This window comes from Ectothiorhodospira shaposhnikovii, from assembly GCF_016584105.1.
Lineage (GTDB): Bacteria > Pseudomonadota > Gammaproteobacteria > Ectothiorhodospirales > Ectothiorhodospiraceae > Ectothiorhodospira > Ectothiorhodospira shaposhnikovii.
Genome location: NZ_NRSM01000008.1, coordinates 25,589 through 50,334 on the forward strand (window position 1 = coordinate 25,589; position 24,746 = coordinate 50,334).

The window sequence follows — 24,746 nt, forward strand, 5'->3', positions numbered from 1 at the left end:
CGGATGTCTGTTCTCACTGGCCGGTGTCCCGTGCCTCGTCGTCATCCCTGCAATGGGCGCATAGCCCTCGTCCTTCCATGATCTGCCTCTCCAGCATGAAGCCCTGCCGGCTGGCCTGCGCGGCCACTTCCCGACGGATCGTTTCGTTTTCCATCTCTGTCACTACGCCGCATTTCCGGCAAATCAGCATCAGGCAGTCATGCTCATGGTCGGGATTGGTGCAGCCCACATAGCCATTCAGGCTCTAGATACGGTGAATCAGGCCTTGAGCCAGCAGGAAGTCCAGGGCGCGATAGACCGTGGGCGGCTTCACGGTATGGTCGGCAGAGCTGAGTTGATGAATCAATTCGTAGGCCTTGATGGCCTCATGGTTTTGCCAGATCTTTTCCAGTACCCGACGTCGCAGGGGGGTCAATCTCACCCCCCGGCTCTGGCACAGGCGTTCCGCAGAGCTGAGGGCGGAAGTGATGCAGGCCGTGTGATTGTGCGCGGGATTGGAGATGTCTGCTGTGTGTCTGCACATCAAGTTTTACCTGTTTGAGCCTCGGCAGGGTGGCCCGGTATCTGGAGTCATATCATAGAATACGCGATGCAGGCGTTGAGGCCGGAGATGTCCGCTATGGACTCGATTGGGAGCCTGGGCTATTTTGGTGCTACATATGTCTCAAGGATGTTCTGAATGAGCATTCCCGTGCCAGCGGGAATTCAATCATGGGCCTGGAGTTCCGGACTTCCATCTTCGCGTGGGTGACGGCGAGGGACTGATCCAGTGTTTCCTTGAGTGGCCGTGATCAGGAGCCTGGTATTTGCAAAAGGAGTGATGGAATTGCGTGCCGAGGGGTAGACAGGAGAATGCGGGACTCTTTCTTTCGGAGGCCTGGAGGAGCGGGTATCTTCGGCTATCGTCAGGTAACCCTGGCGCTTGCTCTGTGGGTTGTGACGGCTCTGTTTTCATCCGTTCCTGCTGGTGCCCAAGTGGTGGTGATCAATGATTCCATCGCTGAAACCGCACTACCCATCGCAACCATCCGTGCAATTTTCAGCCTGCGGGTGCAGGCCCTGGATGGACAGAAACTCACGGTCTTCGTGCTGGATCCCCGGGATCCGGTCCATGCGAGCTTCAGCAAGGATGTGCTCGGTGTCTTCCCGTATCAGCTTCAGTCAGCCTGGGACCGGAGTGTCTTTTCCGGGGCCAGTAGCGGTCCTGTGGTTGTGAATTCCGAAACCGAAATGTTGCGGCGCGTGTCCACTACCGCGGGCGGTATAGGCTACCTGAGCCTGCCTGCGGCCCAGGAAGGTATGCGCATTCTGAACATTCAGGGGGGGAATCCATGACCGGCCATCGGAAGGCGATAGCGTGGGCTTCGGCGTACCTGTTTGCCACGTTGTTTTGGTTGCCGCCCCAGCTTCATGCCCTGGACGCCCCGCTGCATCTGCATGGTTTCATCAGCCAGGGGTATCTGCACTCCACCCATAACAACTATTACGGTTCCAGCACCCAGGGCAGCTTCGACCTGACCGAACTGGGTGTGAATGCATTTCTTGCCCCTACGGCGTCTCTCTCCCTGGCGGCCCAGCTGGTCAGTCGCAGGGCGGGAGAACTTTACGATGGCACTCCTCGCATGGACTATGCTTTCATGGATTACCGTCTCCATTCCTCCACGGATGGCTACGGCGGCGTGCGTTTGGGGCGAGTCAAGATTCCCATCGGGTTTCATAATGAAACCCGTGATGTGGCCACGACCCGGCCCGGCATTCTGCTTCCCCAGTCCGTTTATGTCGAAGGTCTGGGCATCCGGGATTTTTACATCGGCGTCGATGGTATGGCGGCATATTGGGAATGGTTCCAAGAGCGGTCGAGTCTGCAGATGGATCTCGGGCTCGCTTTGCCCACCACGCTTCAGGGCGAGACCCAGGCCGCTTTCCTGCGCACGGTATCCGCACCCGGTGATCTGCGGCTGACATCGGGCCAGAACCTCCGTCTGCTCTACGAACATGATGGTGGCCTATTGAGGTTGGCCGCGACCTATTCACGGGTTCGCACCGAATACCGGCCTGGCGGGCAGGACTTTCTGGTCCGAGGGCAGGCTCCGGTGGATGCCCTGGTTTTCAGCATGGAATGGAACCGTGAAGATTTCAGTCTTGTCGCGGAGGCGGTCCATCGCCGTGTCGGCCGTAGCGGCTTCATCCCCTTTGCGCCGGATGCCACCCGATATGAGCAAGGTTACTACGTCCAGGCAACCTACCGGTTTGCCCGGGGTTGGGAGGCGTTCCTGCGTCATGACAGCCACTGGAACGACCGTGATGACCGCGGCGGCGAACAACAGTCCGCGGCTTCAAGAGGGTCCCAGTCACTGGCACCACAGGCACCTCATCGATTCTTTCAGCATCAGTGGACCCTGGGTATGGGCTGGCGTATGACGCCTCAATGGTTGCTGCGCGCCGAGTGGCACCACATCCACGGGACCGCCCTGACCCCCCTGGCCGATAATCCCGCATTTGATCAGGCTGGCGGCAGGGCCCGCTGGGATCTCTTTGGTCTGCAGGCCTCCTTCACCTTTTGAGCATGCATCCCCTGACCAACAGAAAGGACAGCCAGGTCTTCAGTCTGAAGTGGAAGCTGCTCCTGGTGTTCGGGGTGCTTCTTGGGGGGCTTTTTACCGCATTTGCCGTGATGAATCATGGCAATCTGCAAGGGCAGTATGATGAATTGCGGGCAGTGGAGCAGGCACGTTCCCAGAAGCAGCTTCAGGGGCTGCTGCGACAGTCCCATGCTGATCTGCTCAATACCGCGCATCTGGTCCCCTCCCTGTCAGGGCTTCGTCAGGCCTTGAAGCGGGGAGATGCCGGGGAACTGGGACGGTTGTTTGCTCCCCAGTGGGCAAGCCTGCAGGTGGATACGGATCTTGTGCTGGCGGGATTTCTCGATCTCCATGGGCGCTTCCTGCTGGAAATACAGATTCTGGAAGCGGGTTATGAGCCGCCGGAGCGCCTGTGGTCTGCGGTGGATCATGCCCTGCTCAGGGAAACACCCAGTACCTTCACCGATTGCCGGTCGCCCTGCCTGAGCTATGCCGTGGCCCCGGTCCTGGCCAATGGTCAGACGGTGGGCGTGGTGGTGCTTGCGCGCCCGGTTTCCCATCTGGTCGTGTCCTTTCATGAGCTTTCTGCGCTGGATGTGGCCATGTTCAGTCTGGTTCCCGGGGCCGATGAGAGAAAACTGATCGGAATTACGCGCCGTGATCGACTGACTTCCCTGCTGGACTCCCAGGAACTGGAAAACATGGCACCGAACCAGGCCCGGGTAGTGCATCTTGACGGTGGCTTGCAGCTTGAATTAATGCCTTTCCTGCTGCTGGATGATGCCTCGGATCATCAGATCCTTTCCGTGGTCATCACTGATGTGACCACGGTACGTCGACAGATTGCCATTGCCCAGCGTCAGAATGTGCTCATGGGTGTGGCCGGCATGCTGCTGTTCGCCATGGTGGTCGTTGCGATGACCCGTGTGCCGCTTTTTCGCCTGCGCCGGGTGGCTCGGTTGTTGCCATTGCTGGCCGAGCGCCGTTTTTCCGTGGTGCGAAACGAGCTGGACGAGCCCGTGCGCCAGTTGTTTCCTGATGAGTTGAGCTTGCTGGAACGCACGACACTCCGGCTTGCGGACCGGCTGGAACGGCTTGAGGCCGATGTGCGTCGTCAGCGTGAATCTCTGGATCTGAAGGTGCTGGAACTGTCCATTGAGCGGGAGCGCTATGCCTTGGCGGCCGCCGGAACCAATGATGGACTGTGGGACTGGAACCTGGAAACCAATGAAATTTTTTATTCCCCCCGCTGGAAGGCCATGGTGGGTTGCGAGTCGAGTGAGATCACTTCCAGTCCCCATGAGTGGTTTGACCGGCTGCATCCTGACGATTTTCCCAGACTGCAGAGGGAACTGCAGGCGCATATCGAAGGGCATAGCCCGTGGCTGGAAACGGAGCAGCGAATGCGTCATGGGGCGGACGGCTACCGCTGGATGCACTTCAGGGGGCTTGCTGTCCGTAACGCCCAGGGCAAGGCCCATCGCATCGCCGGTTCCATGAGCGATGTGACCGAGCGGCGGCGGATCGAGGAGCAATTGCGCCATGATGCCCTTCATGATCACCTGACCCAGTTACCCAACCGGACACTACTGGTGGATCGCCTGGAGCAGGCCATCACCCGTTTCCAGCGTTCCGGCAGTGGTTTCGCCGTGCTGTTTCTGGATCTGGACAATTTCAAGACCGTCAACGACAGCCTGGGGCACCTGATCGGAGATCAGATGCTGCATCAAATGGGCTTGCGGCTCAGGGAGCGCCTCCGTCCGGGAGACTCCGTGGCCCGTTTTGGCGGAGATGAATTCGTGTTGCTGCTGGAGGATGTTTCTTCGGAGGAGGAGGTTCAGCAGGTGGTGACACGGCTGCGCTCCGCCATGGAAACACCCGTGAGCGTGGGTGATCAGGAAATATTTGTCAGTTTCAGCGTGGGTATCGCCCTGGGTCGTCCCGAGGATCGCTGTGCGGAGGATGTGCTGCGTAATGCGGATACCGCCATGTACCAGGCCAAGTTGCACAACCCTGGGAGCAGCATGTTCTTTCATGGCGGCATGAGGGTCAGTGCATTCAAGCGTCTGACCCTGGAAACGGCTTTGCGCCGCGCCCTCGAACGCCAGGAGTTCGTGTTGCACTATCAGCCCGTGGTCTCCCTGCGTGACGGCAACTTGCTGGGGTTTGAGGCATTGTTGCGATGGCAACCCCTGGGCGACAGGCCGATCTCTCCCGCGGATTTCATTCCCTTGGCGGAGCAGACCGGACTGATCATTCCCATTGGGAGATGGGTGGCGGAACAGGCGATCGAACAGGCTGCGCGCTGGAAGCGCCTGTGCCCTGATGTCTGTCTCCCGATCAACATCAATGTTTCAGGAAAGCAGTTTCGTGATCCTGAACTACTGCCCGTCATGGAGCAGGCGTTGAAGCGCCATGGTCTGACCGGTCGATACCTGAAAGTGGAGATCACCGAAAGTGCGGTGCTGGAAAATGTTGCGCAGGCCCTTTCGGTGATGGCGTCCCTCAAGGATGCCGGCATCGATCTGTGCATGGATGATTTTGGTACCGGATACTCTTCCTTGAGCCAGTTGAAGGATCTGCCCTTTGATGTCGTGAAGATCGATCGGTCCTTTGTCCATCGCTTGACCACGGATTCAAGGCATGTGGGCATTGTTCGGGCGGTGACGGCGATTGCTCGGGAATTGAACAAATCCCTGGTGGCCGAGGGTGTGGAAACACCGGAGCAGGTGGCCTGTCTGCTGGATCTTGGTTGCGCTAATGGGCAGGGCTACCTGTTCTCTCCGGCGGTGGAGGCGGATAGGGCCGAATCATGGATAGGACACGCCGAAGGTTGTTTCGCGGAGACCCTGAGCCGGTTGAATGGCTGAAGTTGTCGTGCCGGTGCGTGTTTTGGGATGATGCGGGGAACCCAGTCGCCGGAGAAACGGTTTGAGCACAACAAACAGGGATCCGCTTCGCACCCGTCTTGCTGAACTCATTGAAGAGCATCGTGCCCTGGATGAGGCGATTCATCGATTGGCCGAAGGGCCTTTTGTGGATCAGGTTCGACTTACCCGTTTGAAAAAACGCAAGTTACTTCTCAAGGACGCCATCTCGCGGCTGGAGAGCCGCTTGATACCCGATCTCAATGCCTGACAGGGCCCGACGGGGTAACCCGCCGGGCTCAAGATGGGATGAATGTTATCCCCATATGTCCGCGGTGATGCTGTCGTACCAGCCCTGCGTATAGCGGGCCTCCTGGCGGCGGAAATTCGGGCCGGCATCGGCGGGACTGACGCCGCCTGAGCCGGGCACGCCGGTGATTTCCCCGTTCGTGTAGCGATAGACGGCGGCAATACTGATGCCGTAGTCCGGCCCTACCAGGCTGTAGCAGGTATTCACCGTTGACAGGGCCAGCATGTCCTGGTCAGCCATGGCGCGCACGATGGCGGCGGCGGCGGTCTTGCCCTGGGTGTTGGCGGAATGACCGGATTTGGGCATCTGCCCGGCGATACAGGCATCCCCGATCACGAAAATATCCGGATCCATCGCCGACTGGAAATTGAGCTGGTTGACCGGGCACCAGCCGGTTGCGTCGGCCAGGCCCGCCTCCCTGGCGATGCTGCCTGCCATCTGGGGCGGGATGAAGTTCAGCACGTCCGCCCGAAAGCGGGTAAGACCGCCGTCCGAATAGACGGTCCGGGTGGCCGGATCCATCCGCTCCACCTGCCCGCCCTGGGAGCTGGGCACCCACTCGATCATGTCGCCGTAAAGCTGCTTCCAGCCGTCCATGAACAGGCCCTGTTTGGAAAAGGCCTCCTTATTGTCCAGGATGATGATCTTGGATCGTGGTTTGTGATGCTTGAAATAGTGGGCCACCATGCCGGCCCGCTCATAGGGCCCGGGCGGGCAGCGGAACGGGTTGCCCGGCACCACCATGGCGAACACGCCTCCATCCGGCATGGCTTCCAGTTGACGGCGCAGGGTTACGGTCTGGGGGCCGGCCTTCCAGGCATGGGGGATCTCTTCCGCCACGGCCCGGCTGTACCCTTCCACGGTATCGTAGCGGAAGTCGATGCCCGGTGAGACCACCAGTTTCTGGTAGTTCAGTTGTTCTCCACCGGCCAGGTGAACAGTGCGGGTATCACGGTCGATGGCGGTGACGGTGTCATGGATGATCTCGACACCGTGCCGGTCGCGCAGAGCCCCGTAGGTCTGCTCCAGGTCTTCCATGCCGGTCAGCCCGCCCAGATACCAGTTGGAGCCGTAGCAGGTGAAATAGCGGGCATTGGGTTCGATCAGCACAACCCTGAGGCTGGGCTCGAATCGCTTCAGGTACTTGGCGGCCGTGGCGCCCCCCGAGCCACCACCGATCACCACTACCTGGGCCTTGGCCTTGCGGCTGTCCGGGAGGGTGCCGCAGGCGGCCAGGGCGGTGGCGGCACCGCCGGCGCTCAGGGCACGGAGGAAGTTTCTGCGTGACATCTGTCTCATGGTCGCTGTGCCTCTCCTAGCGCAGGGTGCTGAGGTATTCGGCGATGAGTTTGATTTCCTCATCCGTGTACCCGGTGGCATGGCGGTCCATGACGGTGGCAGGCCGGGTGCCGTCGCGGAAGGCCTTCATCTGCGCAATCATGATCTCTGGAGGATACCCATAGATGCTGGGAATGCTGCCGGCGCTGTGTCCGTCGGTGCCGTGGCAGGCGTAGCATGTGGTGGCCATGAGGGCGCCGCGGGAGATTTCGGCCATGGCTGTTTGGCTAAATCCCATCGCGGCCAGAGCGAGTACAAGGACTCGACTTGTTTTGCATGTCAGGGTGAGCTTCATGGAACTCAGTGTCCTCCTTATTTGTTGTTTGGGGCATCCACTGCGCCATTGTCGTTCAGCCCCATAATTCAGGATTATATGCTTAATTCATTTCGGGGTTGAAAGGTTGATTTGTATCAATTGGTCCGCAGGTTATCCTTTCCGCAGGGGCCAGTTTCCCCGGGACTATATATTTGCGTCGGTGAAGGTCGCTAATACACAATAATCCGGATATAAGAACCTGAGGGCATGAGCCTTCAGAAGACCCAAGGCGCAAGGGGCGGCCTTTCATGAGTAACGATCAGCGCAGGCACCCCAGGGTGCCCATGGAAATCATGGTGGAGCTTTACTGTGACGGGGAGGCGCCACGGCAGGTACAGACCATCGATCTGAGTGGCGGTGGTGTCATGCTGTTGATTCCTGATGGGTATGTGCCCGATGAAGGTGCCGAGGTGCAGGTCAGGGTTTGCGGTCAGCTTGGTGACGGCGAGCCTCCGCCCCTGGTCAATGCCAAGGTGGTTCGACGCCTGCCCGAAGGTGTGGCGGTAGAGTTTCTTCCCTGAGCACGGGGTGGTGCGGCTTCCGGTCGGATCCGGGCTCAGTAGATTCGGGGCTCACCGGGCGGTCTGGCGGCAAAGCGCTTGTAGCTCCATACATACTGTTCGGGGCAAAGCCTGACCATCGTTTCCACGGCTTTGTTGATGGCGACCGCGGCTGACTCCTGCTCCCTGGAATAGACCGCCTCGGGGACGGGGATGCACCGGTAGCGGTACCCCTGTCCCCGGGGGAGTCTTTCGGCAAAGGCAAAGACGATCGGTGCCCGGTCGGGCGTGGCCAGGCGATTGAGCAGGGTCATGGTGAGGGCCGGGCGTCCGAAGAAAGGTGCGAAGACCCCGCGGGCCCCCTTTGGGGTCTGGTCCGGCAGCATGCCGATCAGACCTCCCTGGGATGCCGTCCGCTGAATTTCCCTGATTCCGGCCAGGGTGGTGGGCACCAGGCGAGCCCCGGTGGCCTCCCTGGCTTCCCTCAGGGGGCGATCCAGAGCCTTGAGGCGGGGGGGGCGGTAAAGGGTGGTCATCCTGCCGAAGCCGGCGGCGTGAAGGCCGGCGAATTCCCAGCTTCCCAGATGTGGCGAGACCAGAAAGGCGCCGCGTCCCTGTTCCAGAGCAGAGCGCACATGCTCCTCTCCTTCCATGCTGACCAGCAGATTCTGTAGCCGCGTCCTGCCGGCCCGCCAGAGCCAGGGGGCTTCGGTCAGGGCCTTGCCTGTTTCCATCAGGCTTTGCCGGGCAACCCGCCGGTGCCAGTCGGTATTTTTTTCCGGAAAGCATGTGGCCAGATTGATCAGGGAGATCCGTCTCTGCTCCGTGGGCAGGATCCAGGTCAGCCAGCCAAGCAGCGCCCCCAGCCCGTGGTTGACCGGCAGGGGCAGGCGGGACAGTATGGTGAACACGAAACGGATCAGGGGTTCCATGGCGACTCCGTCCGGGGCGAGGGGCGCGGATCGCCGGGTGGTTCCGGGACATCATCCAGGCCTACCGACATGAGCGGTGTCAGGGTACGGATCAGGCTCTTGAAGAGGCCGGGATTTTCCTGTTCTTCCCGTGCCAGCAGGGCCTTCATGTGAGGGCGCTGGGTGGGTTTTCCATAGCGCGTGGGGCAGTTTTCCTCCATGACCGGTAATCCGGCCTTGCGGGCAAAGTCACTGATGCGCCGTTCACGGGCGTAGACCAGCGGGCGGATAACGCGGAGGTCGCCGGCTTCGATGAGGTAATGGGCCTTCATGGTCTTGAGTCGACCGCCGTGGAAGGCGCTCATGAGAAAGCTCTCCGCCAGGTCATCCAGGTGTTGACCCAGGGCGATGACGTTGTAGTTCTGCTCCCGTGCCGTGCGGTAAATGAGCCCCCGGCGCATCCGTGAACAGAAAGAGCAATAGGACCGGTTGTCCAGGTGTTGTTCGGCCCGCGCCAGGATGGGCTCGCTCACATAGGCATAGGGTACGCCCAGTGACTGGAGATAGGGGATCAGGGCGCGCTTGTCGGTCAGGCCGGTCTGGGGGTCGATGGTGACTGCGCCGATCTCGAAACGAACCGGCGCCCGTTGCTGAAAATACAGCAGCAGGTGCAGCAGGGTGAGAGAGTCCTTGCCACCGGACAGGCCAAGGAGGATGCGATCACCATCGTGAATCATGCGAAAATCGCCGATGGCACGACCGGTATCCCGGATCAGGGAGCGGGGGGGAATCAGGCTGGACATGGCCGCCGAAGATACTCACTGGGCGGAATGAATGGCAAGCCATTCTTTTGGAAAAAAACTCCCGCCTTCCTTGGCGGGAGCGAGACCATCCTGGGCCGGGTGATTGAAACCGGCATTCCATCGCCTTCCTGGTGGATTCGTTCCACGCCTGGTCCGGAGGCATCCCTTTCCCCATCATTCCAGGATCCCTGGGAGGCGCTTCGTGCACCATGGGTATATGATTTCATAGAGAGAGGGGTGGGGAACACCACCCATGCCCACTGAAAAACGCGGTTTTGGGGTGAAACCCTGTAAGGATTTTCCTACACGCACGCCTTGAGCCCTGTTCACCTGCTTCCCGAGAAAGGTTTTCACCGATGCCTGCAGAATCCCTGTTCCCTGATATCCGCCCCTTTCGTTCCCAGCATCTGGATGTGGACCCTCCCCATCGTCTGTATCTGGAGGAATGCGGCATCAGCGAGGGGATACCCGTGGTATTTCTTCATGGTGGGCCCGGCTCAGGGTGTGAATCCTGGCATCGACGGTTTTTCGACCCCAATCGCTACCGGATCGTTCTTTTTGACCAGCGGGGTTGCGGGCGGTCCGTCCCTCACGCCAGTCTGGAGCGGAACACGACCTGGGATCTGGTGTCGGACATGGAGCGTATTCGCGAGCATCTGGGGATAGATCGCTGGGTCGTGTTCGGCGGATCATGGGGTTCCACCCTTGCACTGGCTTACGCCCAGGCCCATCCGGATCGGGTGCTGGGGCTGGTGCTGCGAGGGATCTTCCTCTGCCGTGACCAGGATATCCACTGGTTCTATCAGGATGGAGCCGGGCGCCTTTTTCCCGATTACTGGGAAGATTATCTGGCGCCGATACCGGAGGCGGATCGAGGCGACATGGTGGCAGCCTATTATCGTCGCCTGACCGGAACGGATGAGGTGGCTCGCATGGCGGCTGCCAAGGCCTGGTCGGAGTGGGAAGGGCGCACCGCGACACTGCTTACCAATCCGGCGGTGGTGGGGCATTTTCAGAACCCCTTCACGGCCCTGAGTCTGGCCCGGATCGAGTGCCACTATTTCCGTCACCAGGCGTTTCTTGAGCCGGATCAGTTGTTGCGGGATGCCCATCTTCTGGCGGAGATTCCGGGCTACATCATCCATGGGCGTTACGACGTGGTGTGTCCCGTGGACCAGGCTTGGGCGCTGCATCAGGCCTGGCCTCGGGCAGAGCTTTGCATCGTGCCGGACGCGGGGCATTCCGCCGGCGAACCGGGGATTGCCCGGGCGCTGGTGGCGGCCACCCAGGCACTGGCGGATCGCCTGACATGATTGCCTTGCTGCAGCGGGTCAGCCAGGCCCGGGTGGCGGTGAACGGCGAGACCATTGGCGAGATTGGTCCCGGTATTCTGGCCCTGGTGGGGGTGGTACGGGCGGATGGGCCTGCCCAGGTGGAGCGGCTGCTGGAGCGGCTACTGGGTTATCGCCTGTTCGAAGACGGACAGGGGCGCATGAACCTGAGTCTGCGTGAGACCGGGGGTGGCCTGTTGCTGGTCCCCCAGTTCACCCTGGCGGCGGATACCCGCAAGGGGATGAGGGCCAGTTTCACCCCGGCGGCGGATCCGGAGGCCGGGGAGGTTTTGTTTCATTGCCTGGTTGACCGGGCGCGCCAAGCCTGGCCCCGTGTGGCCGCTGGCCGGTTCGGGGCCGACATGGCCGTGTCCCTGACCAATGAGGGGCCCGTGACCTTCTGGGTCGAGGCCCGCTGAGTTCACCTCATCCGGAGGGCGACTTGCCGTTGTGGTGATTGCGCAGGTCGTCCACCGGCTGGGTTCCCGCCACGGTATATAGTCCATCCAGGTCGTAGATGGTGATCAGTTTGCGTCTAACCAGGATCAGTCCGGCCGCCTGGAATCGCGTGAACAGCCGGCTCACCGTCTCCACCGCCAGCCCCAGATAGTTGGCGATGTCATTTCTCGACATGGTGAGGTTGAATTCCGTGCGCGAGAACCCACGTATTCCAAGGCGGTTGGAGAGGCTCAGGAGAAAAGCAGCCAGCCGGGCATCGGAGGCTTTCTTGCCCAGCAGCATCATGAAGTGTTCATCGGTCTGGATTTCCCGGCTCATGATGCGGAAAAGCTGATGTTGCAGCCCCGGGATGCGAACCGAAAGCTCTTCGAGGCGGTCAAACGGGATCTCGCAGATGCTGGTGGTTTCCAGGGCCCGGGCGGCACAGGGGTGGATGCCGTCGCTGATGGCGTCCAGACCCAGCAGCTCGCCGGGGAGATGAAAGCCGGTGATCTGTTCCTGGCCATCGTCGGTGAGCGTGTAGGTTTTCACGGTACCGGAGCGTACCGCGTAAATGGAGGTCAGGCGGTCCCCTGGTCGGTAAAGGTGGTCCTTGCGTTGTAGCGGGCGTTTTCGGTTGATGATCCGTTCGAGCAACTGCAGCTCTTCATCACCGACCCCGAGGGGAAGGCACAGATCGTGGAGACTACAGCTTTTGCAAGCTTGCTTGAGACTGCCTAGATCAAGGATCTTTGGGGCGGACATGCGGGTTCAACCACTCCTGCAGCCTTACGGCCGCCAGCTATTGCCGAGGTTCGGTACGCACTGATTCGGCACCTTACCCAAACCCGAGCCCCGAGACAAGCGGGGAGATGTCACCGTGGGCGAAAGCCTGTGGTAGGATGAGCGCTTGATCCATCCGTTAAGTAACTCCATGACCCCCCGCACAGCCGAGATCGAACGCAATACCCTGGAAACCAGGATACAGGTGGCACTCAACCTGGATGGTCAGGGACGCGGTGAATTTGCCACGGGCGTGCCCTTTCTGGACCACATGCTGGATCAGGTTGCGCGCCATGGTTGTATCGATCTGTCCGTCACGGCTGACGGTGATCGCCATATTGATGACCACCACACGGTGGAGGATATCGGGATCACCCTGGGGCAGGCCATGGCACGGGCCGTGGGCGACAAGCAGGGCATTCGTCGTTACGGACATGCCTATGTGCCCCTGGATGAGGCGCTGTCCCGGGTCGTCATCGACTTTTCCGGTCGGCCGGGCCTGCACTATCATGTGACCTACCCCAAGGACCGTATCGGGCAGTTCGAGGTGGAGCTGTTCGAGGAGTTTTTCCAGGGTTTCGTCAACCATGCCCGTGTCACCCTGCACCTGGATAGCCTGCGGGGCAAGAACGCACACCATATTGCCGAGACCCTGTTCAAGGCTTTCGGTCGCGCCCTGCGCATGGCGCTGGAACCGGATCCGCGCATGCAGGGAGTGATGCCGTCCACCAAGGGTACGCTCTGATCGACCCCGTTTCCTTTCCATATTGAAAGACTTCTCATGAATACTGTCGCAGTGGTTGATTACGGCATGGGCAATCTGCGTTCCGTGGTCAAGGCCCTGGAGCATGTGGCGCCCAACGACACCCGGGTGCTGCTGACGGACCGCGCGGAAGACATTCTGGAGGCGGATCGCGTGGTGTTCCCTGGTCAGGGGGCGGCCCGTGACTGCATGCAGGCCCTGCAGGCCAGGGCATTGTCCGGCGTATTGCGTGAAACAGCGCTGACCCGCCCCTTTCTGGGGATCTGCATGGGCATGCAGGTGCTCATGGATCACAGCGAGGAAAACGGAGGCACGGAATGCCTTGGAATCATTCCCGGGCGGGTGCGCTGGTTTGGCAACGAACTGAAGGGGCCCCGAGGGGAGTGCCTGAAAATCCCCCACATGGGCTGGAACCAGGTCCGGCAGGTGCATGCCCACCCGTTGTGGGCCGGCATCGAACAGGACAGCCGTTTCTATTTCGTACACAGCTATTATGTGGAGCCGACCGCCCTTCAGGGGGTGGCGGGCACCACGGATTACGGGATGCCGTTCACCTCGGTCATCGCCAAAGACCATATCTTCGCCATTCAGTGCCATCCTGAAAAGAGCGCCGCCACGGGTCTGACCCTGCTGCGCAATTTCATGCGCTGGAATGGTGGTGTCTGAACCAAGTCAATCAGGGGAATAGATCATGCTGGTGATCCCGGCCATCGACCTCAAGGACGGCAAATGTGTGCGGCTGCGCCAGGGGCGCATGGATGACTCAACGGTATTTTCCGAAAGCCCGGTGGAGATGGCAGCACGTTGGGTCGACGAGGGTGCCCGACGCCTGCATCTGGTGGATCTCGACGGCGCCATCGCCGGCCGTCCCCGCAATGCGGACATCATCGGTGAGATCGTTGCGCGCTTTCCCGACCTGCCGGTGCAGGTGGGTGGCGGCATCCGGGATGACGACACGGTACAGGCCTACCTGGATGCGGGGGTGCAATGGGTGATCATCGGCACCAAGGCCGTCAGCGCCCCCCATTTCGTCAACGACCTGTGTCTGGAGTTTCCCGGGCGCATCATCGTCGGGCTGGATGCCAAGAACGGCAAGGTGGCCATTGATGGCTGGTCCAAGCTGTCCCATCACGATGTGGAAGACATGGCCAGGCACTTCGAGCAGGACGGCGTGGCCGGCATCATTTTCACGGACATCTCCCGCGACGGCATGATGCAGGGTGTGAATGTGGATTCCACCGTGAGCCTGGCGCGGGTGGTAAACATTCCCGTGTTTGCCTCCGGCGGCGTCACCAACATCGAGGATATCCGCCGCCTGTGCGCGGTGGAGGATGAGGGCGTCACCGGCGTCATCGTCGGTCGTGCCCTTTATGAAGGCACACTCAGTCTTGCCGAGGCCCAGGCCCTGGCGGACCAGAACGCCGCCTGACGCCAGGGTTGCCCATGCTTGCCAAGAGAATCATTCCCTGCCTGGACGTGGACCGTGGCCGGGTGGTCAAGGGTGTCAACTTCGTCGATATCCGGGATGCCGGAGATCCGGTGGAGATCGCTCGCCGCTATGATGCCGAAGGGGCCGATGAACTGACTTTCCTGGACATCACTGCCAGCTCCGACGAGCGGGACACCATTGTGCATGTGGTGGAGCAGGTGGCCGAGCAGGTCTTCATCCCCCTGACGGTGGGTGGTGGTATTCGCCGGGTTGAGGACATTCGCCGCCTGCTCAATGCGGGCGCGGACAAGGTTTCCATCAACACCGCCGCGGTCTTCAACCCGGACTTCGTGCGCGAGGCGGCGGACCGGGTGGGTTCTCAGTGCATCGTCGTGGCCATTGACGCCAAGCAGGTGTCTGCGCCGGGCGAACCCCTGCGCTGGGAGATCTTCACCCACGGCGGTCGCAAGCCCACCGGACTGGATGCCGTCGACTGGGCCCGGCGCATGGTGGACAACGGGGCCGGCGAAATCCTGCTCACCAGCATGGACCGGGACGGCACCCGCCAGGGTTTTGATCTGCCGCTTACCCGGGCCATCTCCGACGCGGTGACGGTGCCGGTGATCGCCTCCGGTGGCGTGGGGCATCTGCAGCATCTGGTGGAGGGTGTCACCGAAGGACATGCGGACGCGGTGCTGGCCGCCAGTATCTTCCATTTCGGCGAGCACACCGTGGGCGAAGCCAAGCATTACATGGCCGAACGGGGGGTAGAGGTTCGGCTGTAAGGGGTGGGGGGTGCCCGGTTTCTGGTAAATACCCCCTCCAACGGTTTAAAGTACATGCCCGATACCCATATCCCCAGACTTGGTGCATGACCCGGAAAAACCCCCTGGACATGATTCGATGGAATGCCGACGGCCTTGTCCCCGTCATCGCCCAGGACCACGTGGATGGCTGTGTACTGATGGTCGCCTGGATGAACCGCGAGGCCCTGGCCCGCACCCTGGAAACCGGCGAGGCGGTCTACTGGTCCCGCTCACGGGCCCGGCTGTGGCACAAGGGGGAAAGCTCGGGGCATGTGCAGGTGGTGCATGACCTGAGACTGGACTGCGATCACGACGTGATCCTGCTGAAGGTGGAGCAGAAGGGCGGCATCGCCTGTCATACCGGGCGGCGCCACTGCTTCTACCATCAGTACCGGGATGGTGAATGGGTGGAAATGGATCCGGTCCTCAAGGATCCGGCCGCCATCTACGGTGAGGAGGTCCCTTCCCATGACCGATGATCGTATCCTCGAACAGCTGGCGCAGGTGCTGGAGTCCCGCAAGGGCGCGGATGCCTCCAGTTCCTATGTGGCGAGCCTGTATGCCAAGGGGCTGGACAGCATCCTCAAGAAGGTGGGCGAGGAAGCCACCGAGACGGTGGTGGCCGCCAAGAACGGCGATCCCGAGCAACTGATCCATGAGACCGCCGATCTGTGGTTCCACACCCTGGTCATGCTGGCACAGCAGGGACTGGGTCCGGGCCAGGTGCTGGCGGAACTGGAGCGGCGTTTCGGTCTGTCGGGGCTGGAGGAGAAGGCGGCGCGCGGCGCCCGCTAGCTCGCCGGTCACGGTACTGATCACAGCGGACATATTACTGACACATCTGGAGGCATCTCATGGGTTTTGGCGGCATCAGCATCTGGCAATTGCTCATCATCCTGGTCATCGTGGTCCTGCTGTTCGGGACCAAGAAGCTGCGCAACATGGGCGGCGACCTGGGCAGCGCCATCAAGAATTTCCGGCAATCGGTCCGTGAAGGCGAGGCCGAGGCCGACAAGGGCAGTGAAGACACGCAGCGCAAGCCCCTGGAAGACAAGCCCGGCCGGGTTTTCGAGGCCGAGGCCACCACCGAGAACAAGACCCGGGAAGGCGAGCGCCACTCCTGATTCCCGACAGGTCTTCATGCCGGGCGGCGGCCGTCAGGCCCCGCTCGCCCAATCCTCATAACCGCGGCGGTTGATACGGACGCATGTTCGATTTTGGATTCTGGGAACTCATCGTCATCGGCTTGGTGGCACTTCTGGTCGTAGGGCCGGAACGTCTGCCCAAGCTGGCCCGTGAAATCGGTCGCTGGGTCGGCAAGGTTCGCCGCTTTGTCAGCAGCGTGCGTTCCGATATCGAGCAGGAACTACGGACCGAAGAACTCAAGAAGATGCTTGAGGACCAGGAACGGGAGATCGGCCGCCTCAAGACCATGATGCAGGATACCGAGCAGGACCTGCGTCGATCGGTGGACACCGCCCGGGATCGGGTCAGTTCCGTGGAGGATGAGATCAAGGAAGGTGGCGCCACGGCGGCATCTCCCCGGTCCGGTGATGCCGAGGCCGGAAAACCTCCTTCCTCGTCGGCGGTTCCCGAGTCCGATAAGCCCCGGAAATCCAACCATGAATCATGATTCCGAGTCCCCCCAGGCCGGGAACGAGGCCGAGGGGACCCTGCTGTCCCATCTGGTGGAACTGCGTACCCGGCTACTGCGCAGCGTACTGGCGATCCTGCTGGTCTTCCTGGTGCTGTTCCCCTTTGCCAACCCCATCTATACCTTCCTCGCCGGGCCGCTGATGGTGCACCTGCCGGAAGGCAGCAGCATGATCGCCATCGAGGTGGCGGCACCGTTCCTGATCCCCTTCAAGCTGGTACTGATGCTGGCGATCGTGATCTCGGTGCCCTTCCTGCTGTATCAGGCCTGGGCCTTCATCGCTCCGGGGCTTTACCGGCACGAGAAGCGCCTGGCGGTGCCCATGCTTGTTTCCAGCACCATCCTGTTCTACCTGGGAATGGCTTTTGCCTATTTCGTGGTCTTCCCCCTGATCTTTGCCTTTTTCACCTCGTCGGCCCCGGAAGGGGTTTCGGTGATGACGGACATTTCCCGCTATCTGGATTTCGTCATCCTGCTGTTCCTGGCCTTCGGGATTGCTTTTGAAGTGCCCATTGCCACCATTTTGCTGGTGGCCATGGGCCTGACCACGCCCCAACAGCTGGCGGCCAAGCGGCCCTATGTCATCGTCGGCGTATTCGTGGTCGGCATGATCCTCACCCCGCCCGACATCATCTCCCAGACCCTGCTGGCGTTGCCCATGTGGTTACTGTTCGAGATCGGGATCGTGTTGTCGAAGATCCTGGTCAAGAAGAAGGCGGCCCGGGAGGCGGAAGAGGGTGGCGACGAACCCCCTCCGACCAATGATCCGCCGGACCGTCCCACCGCCACGCAAGAGGCATCCGACCTGTCTGCCAAGGCCGCGGCGGCCGCAGCCAAGGCCCGTGCCAAAGCCGCCACCGCCGCCGCCCGTGCCCGCCAGGGTCGCGGAAATGAAACCGATCGGCCACTTTCGGCGTCTGAGATGGATGAAGCCCTGGATCAGGCCGAGGCGGACGAGCGTCGGCTGCGGGGTGGTTCGGATAACGCCAAGCCACAGGATAACTGAATGACGCAGTCTTCCCCCAACACCCCCCGCCGTCCCACCCTGCTGATCATCATGGACGGTGTCGGGGTCAATCCGGGCAAACTCAATAACGCCTATCACGATGCCGCCACGCCACGGCTGGATCAGTATTTTGCCCGCCATCCCCATACCCTGCTGGAGGCTTCGGGCCGGGCGGTGGGGCTGCCGGACGGGCAGATGGGCAATTCCGAGGTGGGACATCTGACCCTGGGTTGCGGCGCCGTCATCCGGCAGGATCTGGTGCGTATTGATGATGCCATCGAGGATGGCAGTTTCATGGCTAACGAGGCCCTGACGGCAGCGGCAAAGGCTGCCGCCGATGCCGGTCGTCCCCTGCACCTGGTGGGGCTGGTGTCCGATGGCGGCGTGCATAGCCACCTTCGTCACCTGCACGCCCTGATCGAATTGTGCGCCCGCCATGGGGCCCGGCCGGCGATCCACATGATCACCGATGGCCGCGATACCGCCCCCAAATCATCTCCCGGTTATGTCCCGGCGCTGGAAAAGACCCTCAAATCCTGCGGCGGCCAGATCGCTACCGTGACGGGCCGGTATTACGCCATGGACCGTGACAAGCGCTGGGACCGTACCCAGCTGGCCTTTGATGCCATGGTGCACGGCAAGGGCGCGCGGGCCTCCAGCGCGACCGCGGCCCTGTCCGCCGCCCACGAGGCGGGCGAGACCGATGAATTCATCAAGCCCCGGATCGTCGACAAGAGTGGTCTGATTCGCGGCGGTGACCCGGTACTGTTCTTCAATTTCCGCAATGACCGTCCCCGCCAGCTCACGGAAGCCCTGAGCGGGCCGGAGTTTGCCCACTTCGATCGGGGCGACTTCACCCCGGCCGCGGTGACCTGCCTGACCCTGTATGACGCCCGCTATGACCTGCCGGTGGCCTTTTTGCCCGAGCGTCCCCGGGTGACCTTGTCACGGGTGCTGAGCGAAGCGGGCCTGAAGCAGTTTCATTGCGCCGAGACGGAGAAGTATGCCCATGTCACCTTCTTCTTCAACGGCGGTGTGGAAGCGCCCGCCGAAGGTGAAGATCACGTCATGATCCCTTCGCCCAAGGTGGCCACCTACGATCTCAAGCCGGAGATGAGCGCCCCCGAGGTGGCCGACGCCACCATCCAGGCTCTGGAAAGCGGGCAGTACGATTTCATCCTGGTGAATTTCGCCAATGGTGACATGGTGGGCCATACCGCGGTCTACGAAGCGGTGGTGAGCGCGGTGGAGGCCCTGGATACCGCCGTGGGGCGGGTGCTGGACGTGGCCGTGGCAAAGGGGTATTCCGTGATCCTCACCGCCGACCACGGCAACTGCGAGGAACTGATCGATCCCGCCACCGGCGAGCCCCATACCCAGCACAGCATGTATCCGGTTCCCTGCATGGTCATCGACAGCAGTGCCTGGCGCCTTATGACGGGCGCGGGGCTGAGTGCGATCGCTCCGACGGTTCTGCAACTCATGGGCCTGGATCAACCCCGTGAGATGACCGGCAAGTCATTGTTGCTTGAGGCCTTGCCCTGACAGGAAACGGCTATCCGCGGGCCGGGCCGGTGATGGTGTGATCAATCCGGTCAGGCCGTGGGGGCGTCCTGCCGACAGTAGAAATACACAAGATTCTCCGAGTTTTCAGACATGGGCATACCAAGGCTGAGGTAACCGGAGCCGGTCAGTGGGGCGGTGTTCTGGTGGACGAATTCGACCTCGCCACGGGTGTCCTGAATATAGGTGCCATTCAGGCTCTGGTCGATGAGCACAAATTTTCCCTCCCGGCACTCCACCCGGGCGTGATGGCGGGAAACGAATTTCCTGGGCACCACCAGATCACATTTTCGATGCCGCCCCATCATGAAAGCATTTTCCGTGGGATGCAGGTTGACTACCGCATCATGGTAATGGAGCAGCAGGCTGATACCGATGGACTTTTCTCTGGACATGGATGGGTGCTGGGAGAGGGTGGGTGAGTTTTGTCCGGGTTCTTCAGAGAGCCCTTCCGAGAGTTCTTCAGAGCGACGGTCTATGACCCGGCGTCGATTGCTGGCAACCCAATGCCCCGCGCTGTCCCGAAACGGATATTCTGGGCGTCTTTCGTAGCGACGTCGTTCTCCCTTTCTTCTGAGGTCCATGCCCGTGTGCTCCGCGACAAGGTATTTAGGTACTTAACGTTTTCAGTATAAACCAATCTCCCGGCATCGGGCCGCGGTGATGGAGCGGTCATGAATTGGTGGTAATGTGCGTCACCATGCTAGGATCGGAAAAGCTTGACCTTATTTGTTATCAGGTTATGTCATGTTGAGCGCACCCAGGAATATCACGACACGCGGCGCCCGGCTTGAACCGGAAGCCATGGTGCGTCTGGGCACCTGGATGGCCGTGATACTGGTGATCGTGCTGGCCTGGAACATCGCGAAACTCACCTGGGACCTGCTGGTCATTCCGGATTCGGCACCGATTCCAGTGTCCCAGCCGATGTCGGTCCTGCAGCCCATGTCCGTACCTCCCCTGGAGGGGCCCGGCATGGGCCGGGTGGCGGATCTGCATTTGTTCGGACGCGCCGAGACCATGACGGCAACCCCCGAAGTACCCGCTGAAGTCCCTGAAACGCGGTTGCGACTGACTCTCAAGGGGGTGGTCGCTTCCGGGCTGCCGGTCCAGGGCGTGGCGCTGATCGCCGATGATCGCCAGAATGAGAGACATTACCGGGTCGGTGCCGAACTGCCTGGTGGTGCCCGGCTGGAGCAGATCTTCAGCGATCGGGTGATCCTCTCCCGTGAAGGGCGCTTTGAAATGCTGCGATTGCCAAGAGAGGCCCTGGACAGCGCGGCGGTGGTGCCGGTCGCGCAATCCGGCCAGTCCGGCCAGTCCGGTGGAACCACGCAGGCACCGCCGCTACGGGACGCGGGACTGGCGGCAAGTCTGGCGACGCGAAGGGATACCTGGCTGCGGGAGCCCGACCAGTTCATGGATGCCATCCGGATGCGGCCGGTGCAGGAGCAGGGAATGATGAAAGGCTTTGCGGTCACTCCCCGCAGGGATCCTGCACTGTTCCGTCAGGCAGGACTTCGACCGGGCGACGTGGTGACCGGGATCAACGGTATGCCGGTCAATACCATCACCGATCCCCAGGCCCTGCTGGCAGAGTTGGCACAGGCCACCGAAATCAGACTGGATCTTGAGCGCCAGGGCCGCCCCATGTCATTGACCCTGCCCATCGGGCAGTGATTGAGAGCCGCATTCATGAGTGGACGACGAAACCCCAGGTACTGGGTGGTGGCTGAACAACCGGGAAATGACTCATGCATGTGAGCACTTGTGTACCCGTCGCCCCGCTTCCGGGGCGCGTCCACCGCTGGTGGATATGTCTGATGCTTTCCTTGCTGCTGATCTCCTGCCTGTTGCCGGGCGGGGTGCAGGCCGAGGAAAACGGCGCCACCCTCAATTTTCGTGACGTGGACATCCAGGCCCTGATCAACTACGTCTCCGAGGAGACCCAGACCAATTTCATCGTTGACCCCAGGGTCCGCGGTCGGGTCACCCTGGTCTCGGGCCGCCCGGTCAGTCGCGCGGAACTCTATGAGATTTTCCTGTCGGTGCTGAGGGTTCATGGTTTTGCCGCCGTTCAGTCCGACGGGGTGGTCAAGTTGTTGCCCGATGCCATCGCCAAGCAGGCGGAAGTGCCCACCGCCTCCGAGCGCAGTCCACTGCAGGGTGATGAATACATCACCCGGGTGGTCACGGTGACCCATGTGGACGCGGCCCAGCTGGTGCCCATCCTTCGCCCCCTGGTTCCCCAGAGCGGCCATCTTGCCGCATCCCCGGAATCCAACACCCTGGTCATCTCTGATACTGCCGCCAACGTCAATCGGTTGGTGGGTATCATCAGCCGGATCGACCAGGAAAGCCGGGAGGACATGGAGGTGATTCCGCTGCAGCATGCCGCCGCCGCAGAGGTGGCGCGGATCATCAGTACCATGGAAGGAGCCGAAGGCCGTCAGCGTCCCGGCTCGCGTCTGCAGGTGATGGCGGACGAACGCACCAACAGCATTTTGCTGGGCGGCGATCCCAAGCGCCGCATTCCTGTGCGGGCGGTGATCTCCCATCTGGATATTCCCATGGAAGGGGGCAATACCCAGGTCATTTATCTGCGCTATGCCAAGGCCGAGGATGTGGCCGAGGTCCTGAGGGGGCTGGCCGTCTCCATGGAGGCGACTGGCGGTGGTGGCGCCAGCACGGCGGCGCGGGGTGCCGGTATCCACGTGCAGGCCCACGAGAGTACCAATGCGGTGGTGATCAGTGCGCCACCGGATGTGATCAGGGACATGCGCGCGGTGATCCAGCAGCTGGACGTGCGCCGCGCCCAGGTCCTGGTGGAGGCGATCATTGCAGAGGTGTCCACCGAGCGCGCCCGGGAGCTGGGGGTGCAGTGGGGTATCGGCTCCGAGCGCGACGGGGTGGGGATCATCAATTTCGGCAGTTCCGGTTCAGGGCTATACCAGCTGGCCCGGGGATTCCAGGCTGGAGGGTCGGACCTGCCCACCCTGGGGGATGGTCTCACCCTCGGGGGCGTCGGCCGCTCCGGCGGGACCACCATCGCCGTCCTGCTCCGGGCCCTGGCCGGGGATTCCGCCAGCAACATCCTCTCCACCCCCAGCCTGCTGACCATGGACAACGAGGAGGCCGAGATCATCGTCGGTCAGAATGTGCCCTTCCGTTCGGGGCGGGCCATCGAGCAGTCCGGCCAGGCCTTCGATACCATCCAGCGTCAGGACGTGGGGGTGAAACTCACGGTCCGCCCCCAGATCAACGAGGGCAACGCGGTGAAGCTGGAGATCGAGCAGGAAGTCTCCCAGGTGGCCCCCAGGATCAGCGGCCAGGATGCCGCGGACCTGATCACCAACAAGCGCAGCCTGCGTACCAGCGTGATGGTGGACGACGGGCAGATGGTGGTACTGGGCGGCCTGATCGATGATGTCCTGGTTCAGACCCGCAACAAGGTGCCGGGCCTGGGCGACATTCCCGGCCTCGGGCGGCTGTTCCGCTATGACACCTCCAGCAAGGAAAAACGTAACCTGATGGTCTTCCTGCATCCGGTGATCATTCGGGACCACAATGACCTGAGCGGGCAGACGGCGGCCAAGTACAATTACATCCGTGCTGAACAACTGCGTTCCCGCGCCCAGGGGGTGTTGATGATGCCCGACGACACGGTGCCGGTGCTGCCTGACTGGGAAGAGCTGCTGCATCTGCCGCCACCCTTCGAGGCCTCCGCGGCCGCCACGGTGCGAGGGCTGTCCGTCCAGCCGCCTCCGGGTCGTCAATGAACGTCCGCGACGCACGGGAAGCCATGGATGAACTGTCCGCCACACCCCTGGAGGCGGATGTTCCGGTGCTGTTGCCGGTGCGGGGCGTGAGTTTCGGCTTTGCCCGTCGCCACGGGGTTGTGGTCATGGAGGAGGCGGGAGAGGCCCTGCGCGTGGTTTGCCGGCAGGGCGTCGGCAGCCAGACCCTGACCGAGCTGCGCCGCCATCTGGGTCGTCCCCTGATGCTGGAAACGGTGCCGACGGAACAGTTCGACCTCTTGCTGCGCACCCGCTACGAGAGCAGCAGCAACGACGCCATGCAGCTCATGGAAGGCATGGGAGAGGATGAGGACCTGGACAGCGTCGCCCAGAGTCTGGCCGAGCCGGAAGACCTGCTGGAGACCGAGGATGACGCCCCCATCATCCGTCTCATCAATGCCCTGCTCACCGAGGCCATCAAGGAAAACGCCTCGGACATCCATATCGAGCCCTTTGAGAACCGTCTCACCGTGCGTTTCCGGGTGGACGGCGTGTTGCGGGAGGTACTGGAGCCTCCCAGGATTCTGGCGCCGCTGATCACATCGCGGATCAAGGTCATGGCCCGTCTGGACATCGCGGAAAAACGGCTGCCCCAGGATGGACGCATCTCCCTGAAACTGGCGGGCCGGGCGGTGGATGTGCGTGTCTCCACGCTGCCCTGCGGTCACGGTGAGCGGGTGGTGCTGCGCCTGCTGGACAAGCAGGCCGGGCGCCTGGACCTGAGTCATCTGGGCATGGATCCCGCCACGCTGGCGGTGATGCAGCGGGTGATTGCACGGCCCCACGGCATCATCCTGGTCACCGGCCCCACCGGTTCGGGCAAGACCACCACCCTCTATGCGGCCCTGTCCCAGCTCAATGACCGCAAGCGCAACATCCTCACGGTGGAAGACCCCATCGAATACTATCTGGACGGCATCGGCCAGACCCAGATCAACAGCAAGGTGGACATGACCTTCGCCCGGGGGTTGCGGGCCATCCTGCGGCAGGACCCGGATGTGGTGATGGTGGGGGAGATCCGTGACGTGGATACGGTCAACATCGCCGTTCAGGCCAGCCTCACCGGACACTTGGTCTTTTCCACCCTGCATACCAATACCGCAGTGGGGGCGGTGACCCGGCTGCGGGACATGGGCGTGGAACCCTTCCTGCTGTCCTCCACCCTGGTGGGCCTGCTGGCCCAGCGTCTGGTGCGTCTGCTTTGCGATCACTGCAAGGCCCCGTACCGGGCTTCTCCGGGCGACAGCCGCTTGCTGGGGCTGCCTCCGGGAGAGCACACCCTGTTTCGTGCCGTGGGTTGCCCCGAATGCAATCACCTGGGCTACCGGGGCCGTACCGGCATCTACGAACTGGTGGAGGTGGACGAGACCCTTCGCACCCTGATCCATGACGGTGCCGGCGAGCAGGCCATGGAACGCCACGCCCGCCAGCACACGGCCAGCATACGCCAGGACGGCATCCGTCGTATCCTGGCCGGTCACACCACGCCGGAGGAGGTCCTGCGGGTCACCAAGGAAGATTGACCGCCGATCGTCCCGTCATGCCGGCG

Annotated in this window: 27 protein-coding genes and 1 pseudogene; 20 read left to right on the forward strand and 8 right to left on the reverse strand. The window is 61.8% G+C overall.

Annotated elements, in window-relative coordinates:
- Positions 1-13 precede the first annotated feature (13 nt).
- Together CKO35_RS18340 and CKO35_RS18345 are read right to left on the reverse strand one after the other, a co-directional pair.
- Entirely contained in the window at positions 14-154 is a 141-nt protein-coding gene (locus CKO35_RS18340) for a hypothetical protein (protein WP_338031755.1), read from the reverse strand.
- 90 nt (positions 155-244) lie between these two features.
- Positions 245-523, reverse strand: coding sequence for a transcriptional repressor (locus CKO35_RS18345; RefSeq protein ID WP_338031756.1), 279 nt, complete (start codon positions 521-523; stop codon positions 245-247).
- A 455-nt stretch (positions 524-978) separates the two neighbouring features.
- Between CKO35_RS18345 and CKO35_RS06115 the strand changes: the two genes are divergently transcribed.
- The 4 genes from CKO35_RS06115 to CKO35_RS06130 all read left to right on the forward strand — a co-directional run bounded on the left by CKO35_RS06115 (position 979) and on the right by CKO35_RS06130 (position 5,720).
- Positions 979-1,335 carry a hypothetical protein gene (locus CKO35_RS06115; RefSeq protein WP_338031757.1) on the forward strand — a complete coding sequence of 119 codons (357 nt, stop codon included), beginning with the start codon at positions 979-981 and terminating at the stop codon, positions 1,333-1,335.
- Positions 1,332-2,564 (forward strand): hypothetical protein, encoded by a 1,233-nt coding sequence (locus tag CKO35_RS06120; protein WP_242467052.1) that lies wholly within the window; start codon positions 1,332-1,334, stop codon positions 2,562-2,564. Before CKO35_RS06115 ends, CKO35_RS06120 begins: the two co-directional genes overlap by 4 nt.
- Before the next feature lie 2 nt (positions 2,565-2,566).
- Positions 2,567-5,452 carry a bifunctional diguanylate cyclase/phosphodiesterase gene (locus CKO35_RS06125; protein ID WP_200173663.1) on the forward strand — a complete coding sequence of 962 codons (2,886 nt, stop codon included), beginning with the start codon at positions 2,567-2,569 and terminating at the stop codon, positions 5,450-5,452.
- Between the two features lie 61 nt (positions 5,453-5,513).
- The gene (locus tag CKO35_RS06130; protein WP_200173665.1) at positions 5,514-5,720 is read left to right on the forward strand and encodes a YdcH family protein; all 207 of its coding nucleotides are present in this window, start codon (positions 5,514-5,516) and stop codon (positions 5,718-5,720) included.
- 45 nt (positions 5,721-5,765) lie between these two features.
- Here CKO35_RS06130 and CKO35_RS06135 read toward each other — a convergent pair whose 3' ends face one another.
- Both CKO35_RS06135 and CKO35_RS06140 read right to left on the reverse strand, forming a co-directional pair.
- On the reverse strand, positions 5,766-7,058 hold the full coding sequence (locus CKO35_RS06135; protein WP_200173667.1) for an NAD(P)/FAD-dependent oxidoreductase: 1,293 nt from the start codon (positions 7,056-7,058) through the stop codon (positions 5,766-5,768).
- 16 nt (positions 7,059-7,074) lie between these two features.
- The gene (locus CKO35_RS06140; protein ID WP_242467053.1) at positions 7,075-7,314 is read right to left on the reverse strand and encodes a c-type cytochrome; all 240 of its coding nucleotides are present in this window, start codon (positions 7,312-7,314) and stop codon (positions 7,075-7,077) included.
- 347 nt (positions 7,315-7,661) lie between these two features.
- Between CKO35_RS06140 and CKO35_RS06145 the strand changes: the two genes are divergently transcribed.
- Positions 7,662-7,934 carry a PilZ domain-containing protein gene (locus tag CKO35_RS06145; protein ID WP_200173669.1) on the forward strand — a complete coding sequence of 91 codons (273 nt, stop codon included), beginning with the start codon at positions 7,662-7,664 and terminating at the stop codon, positions 7,932-7,934.
- Between the two features lie 35 nt (positions 7,935-7,969).
- On the opposite strand, the gene CKO35_RS06150 is transcribed toward CKO35_RS06145, so the two are convergent.
- Together CKO35_RS06150 and CKO35_RS06155 are read right to left on the reverse strand one after the other, a co-directional pair.
- Positions 7,970-8,845, reverse strand: a complete 876-nt coding sequence (locus tag CKO35_RS06150) for a lysophospholipid acyltransferase family protein (RefSeq protein WP_200173671.1) — start codon at positions 8,843-8,845, stop codon at positions 7,970-7,972.
- On the reverse strand, positions 8,833-9,627 hold the full coding sequence (locus CKO35_RS06155) for a PP-loop family protein (RefSeq protein ID WP_200173673.1): 795 nt from the start codon (positions 9,625-9,627) through the stop codon (positions 8,833-8,835). The genes CKO35_RS06150 and CKO35_RS06155 overlap by 13 nt, the downstream gene beginning before the upstream one ends.
- 356 nt (positions 9,628-9,983) lie before the next feature.
- On the opposite strand from CKO35_RS06155, the gene pip reads away from it, so the two are divergent.
- Together pip and dtd are read left to right on the forward strand one after the other, a co-directional pair.
- A complete protein-coding gene (gene pip, locus CKO35_RS06160) occupies positions 9,984-10,940 on the forward strand; it encodes a prolyl aminopeptidase (protein WP_200173675.1) in 957 nt (318 codons plus the stop codon).
- Positions 10,937-11,377 carry a D-aminoacyl-tRNA deacylase gene (gene dtd, locus CKO35_RS06165; protein WP_200173677.1) on the forward strand — a complete coding sequence of 147 codons (441 nt, stop codon included), beginning with the start codon at positions 10,937-10,939 and terminating at the stop codon, positions 11,375-11,377. The genes pip and dtd overlap by 4 nt, the downstream gene beginning before the upstream one ends.
- A gap of 7 nt (positions 11,378-11,384) precedes the next feature.
- On the opposite strand, the gene fnr is transcribed toward dtd, so the two are convergent.
- Positions 11,385-12,161 carry a fumarate/nitrate reduction transcriptional regulator Fnr gene (gene fnr, locus CKO35_RS06170; protein WP_200173679.1) on the reverse strand — a complete coding sequence of 259 codons (777 nt, stop codon included), beginning with the start codon at positions 12,159-12,161 and terminating at the stop codon, positions 11,385-11,387.
- Between the two features lie 169 nt (positions 12,162-12,330).
- Here fnr and hisB point away from each other — a divergent pair, with 169 nt between their 5' ends.
- From hisB to gpmI, 10 genes and pseudogenes are all read left to right on the forward strand, one after another.
- Positions 12,331-12,924: an imidazoleglycerol-phosphate dehydratase HisB gene (hisB, locus tag CKO35_RS06175; RefSeq protein ID WP_200173681.1), complete on the forward strand. Its 594-nt coding sequence runs from the start codon at positions 12,331-12,333 to the stop codon at positions 12,922-12,924.
- 36 nt (positions 12,925-12,960) lie between these two features.
- A complete protein-coding gene (hisH, locus tag CKO35_RS06180) occupies positions 12,961-13,608 on the forward strand; it encodes an imidazole glycerol phosphate synthase subunit HisH (protein ID WP_200173683.1) in 648 nt (215 codons plus the stop codon).
- Between the two features lie 25 nt (positions 13,609-13,633).
- A complete protein-coding gene (gene hisA, locus CKO35_RS06185) occupies positions 13,634-14,371 on the forward strand; it encodes a 1-(5-phosphoribosyl)-5-[(5-phosphoribosylamino)methylideneamino]imidazole-4-carboxamide isomerase (RefSeq protein ID WP_200173684.1) in 738 nt (245 codons plus the stop codon).
- Positions 14,372-14,385: 14 nt separating this feature from the next.
- Positions 14,386-15,156 carry an imidazole glycerol phosphate synthase subunit HisF gene (gene hisF, locus CKO35_RS06190; protein WP_200173687.1) on the forward strand — a complete coding sequence of 257 codons (771 nt, stop codon included), beginning with the start codon at positions 14,386-14,388 and terminating at the stop codon, positions 15,154-15,156.
- Positions 15,157-15,242: 86 nt separating this feature from the next.
- Positions 15,243-15,656, forward strand: coding sequence for a phosphoribosyl-AMP cyclohydrolase (hisI, locus tag CKO35_RS06195; protein ID WP_200173689.1), 414 nt, complete (start codon positions 15,243-15,245; stop codon positions 15,654-15,656).
- Positions 15,646-15,972, forward strand: coding sequence for a phosphoribosyl-ATP diphosphatase (locus tag CKO35_RS06200; protein ID WP_200173691.1), 327 nt, complete (start codon positions 15,646-15,648; stop codon positions 15,970-15,972). The genes hisI and CKO35_RS06200 overlap by 11 nt, the downstream gene beginning before the upstream one ends.
- A gap of 59 nt (positions 15,973-16,031) precedes the next feature.
- Positions 16,032-16,301 (forward strand): twin-arginine translocase TatA/TatE family subunit, encoded by a 270-nt coding sequence (gene tatA / locus CKO35_RS06205; protein ID WP_200173693.1) that lies wholly within the window; start codon positions 16,032-16,034, stop codon positions 16,299-16,301.
- Between the two features lie 83 nt (positions 16,302-16,384).
- Positions 16,385-16,693: pseudogene (tatB, locus tag CKO35_RS06210) on the forward strand (Sec-independent protein translocase protein TatB); the annotation flags it as partial.
- Positions 16,694-16,799: 106 nt separating this feature from the next.
- Positions 16,800-17,837 carry a twin-arginine translocase subunit TatC gene (tatC, locus tag CKO35_RS06215; protein ID WP_200173698.1) on the forward strand — a complete coding sequence of 346 codons (1,038 nt, stop codon included), beginning with the start codon at positions 16,800-16,802 and terminating at the stop codon, positions 17,835-17,837.
- Positions 17,838-19,382 (forward strand): 2,3-bisphosphoglycerate-independent phosphoglycerate mutase, encoded by a 1,545-nt coding sequence (gene gpmI, locus CKO35_RS06220; protein WP_200173700.1) that lies wholly within the window; start codon positions 17,838-17,840, stop codon positions 19,380-19,382.
- 50 nt (positions 19,383-19,432) lie between these two features.
- On the opposite strand, the gene CKO35_RS06225 is transcribed toward gpmI, so the two are convergent.
- A complete protein-coding gene (locus tag CKO35_RS06225; protein ID WP_242467054.1) occupies positions 19,433-19,795 on the reverse strand; it encodes an FHA domain-containing protein in 363 nt (120 codons plus the stop codon).
- 352 nt (positions 19,796-20,147) lie between these two features.
- On the opposite strand from CKO35_RS06225, the gene gspC reads away from it, so the two are divergent.
- The 3 genes from gspC (at position 20,148) to gspE (ending at position 24,720) form a co-directional block, all read left to right on the forward strand.
- Positions 20,148-21,080 (forward strand): type II secretion system protein GspC, encoded by a 933-nt coding sequence (gene gspC, locus CKO35_RS06230; RefSeq protein WP_200173704.1) that lies wholly within the window; start codon positions 20,148-20,150, stop codon positions 21,078-21,080.
- 143 nt (positions 21,081-21,223) lie between these two features.
- Positions 21,224-23,179: a type II secretion system secretin GspD gene (gene gspD, locus CKO35_RS06235; RefSeq protein ID WP_200173706.1), complete on the forward strand. Its 1,956-nt coding sequence runs from the start codon at positions 21,224-21,226 to the stop codon at positions 23,177-23,179.
- The gene (gene gspE, locus CKO35_RS06240; RefSeq protein ID WP_420870742.1) at positions 23,176-24,720 is read left to right on the forward strand and encodes a type II secretion system ATPase GspE; all 1,545 of its coding nucleotides are present in this window, start codon (positions 23,176-23,178) and stop codon (positions 24,718-24,720) included. Before gspD ends, gspE begins: the two co-directional genes overlap by 4 nt.
- Positions 24,721-24,746: the final 26 nt, after the last annotated feature.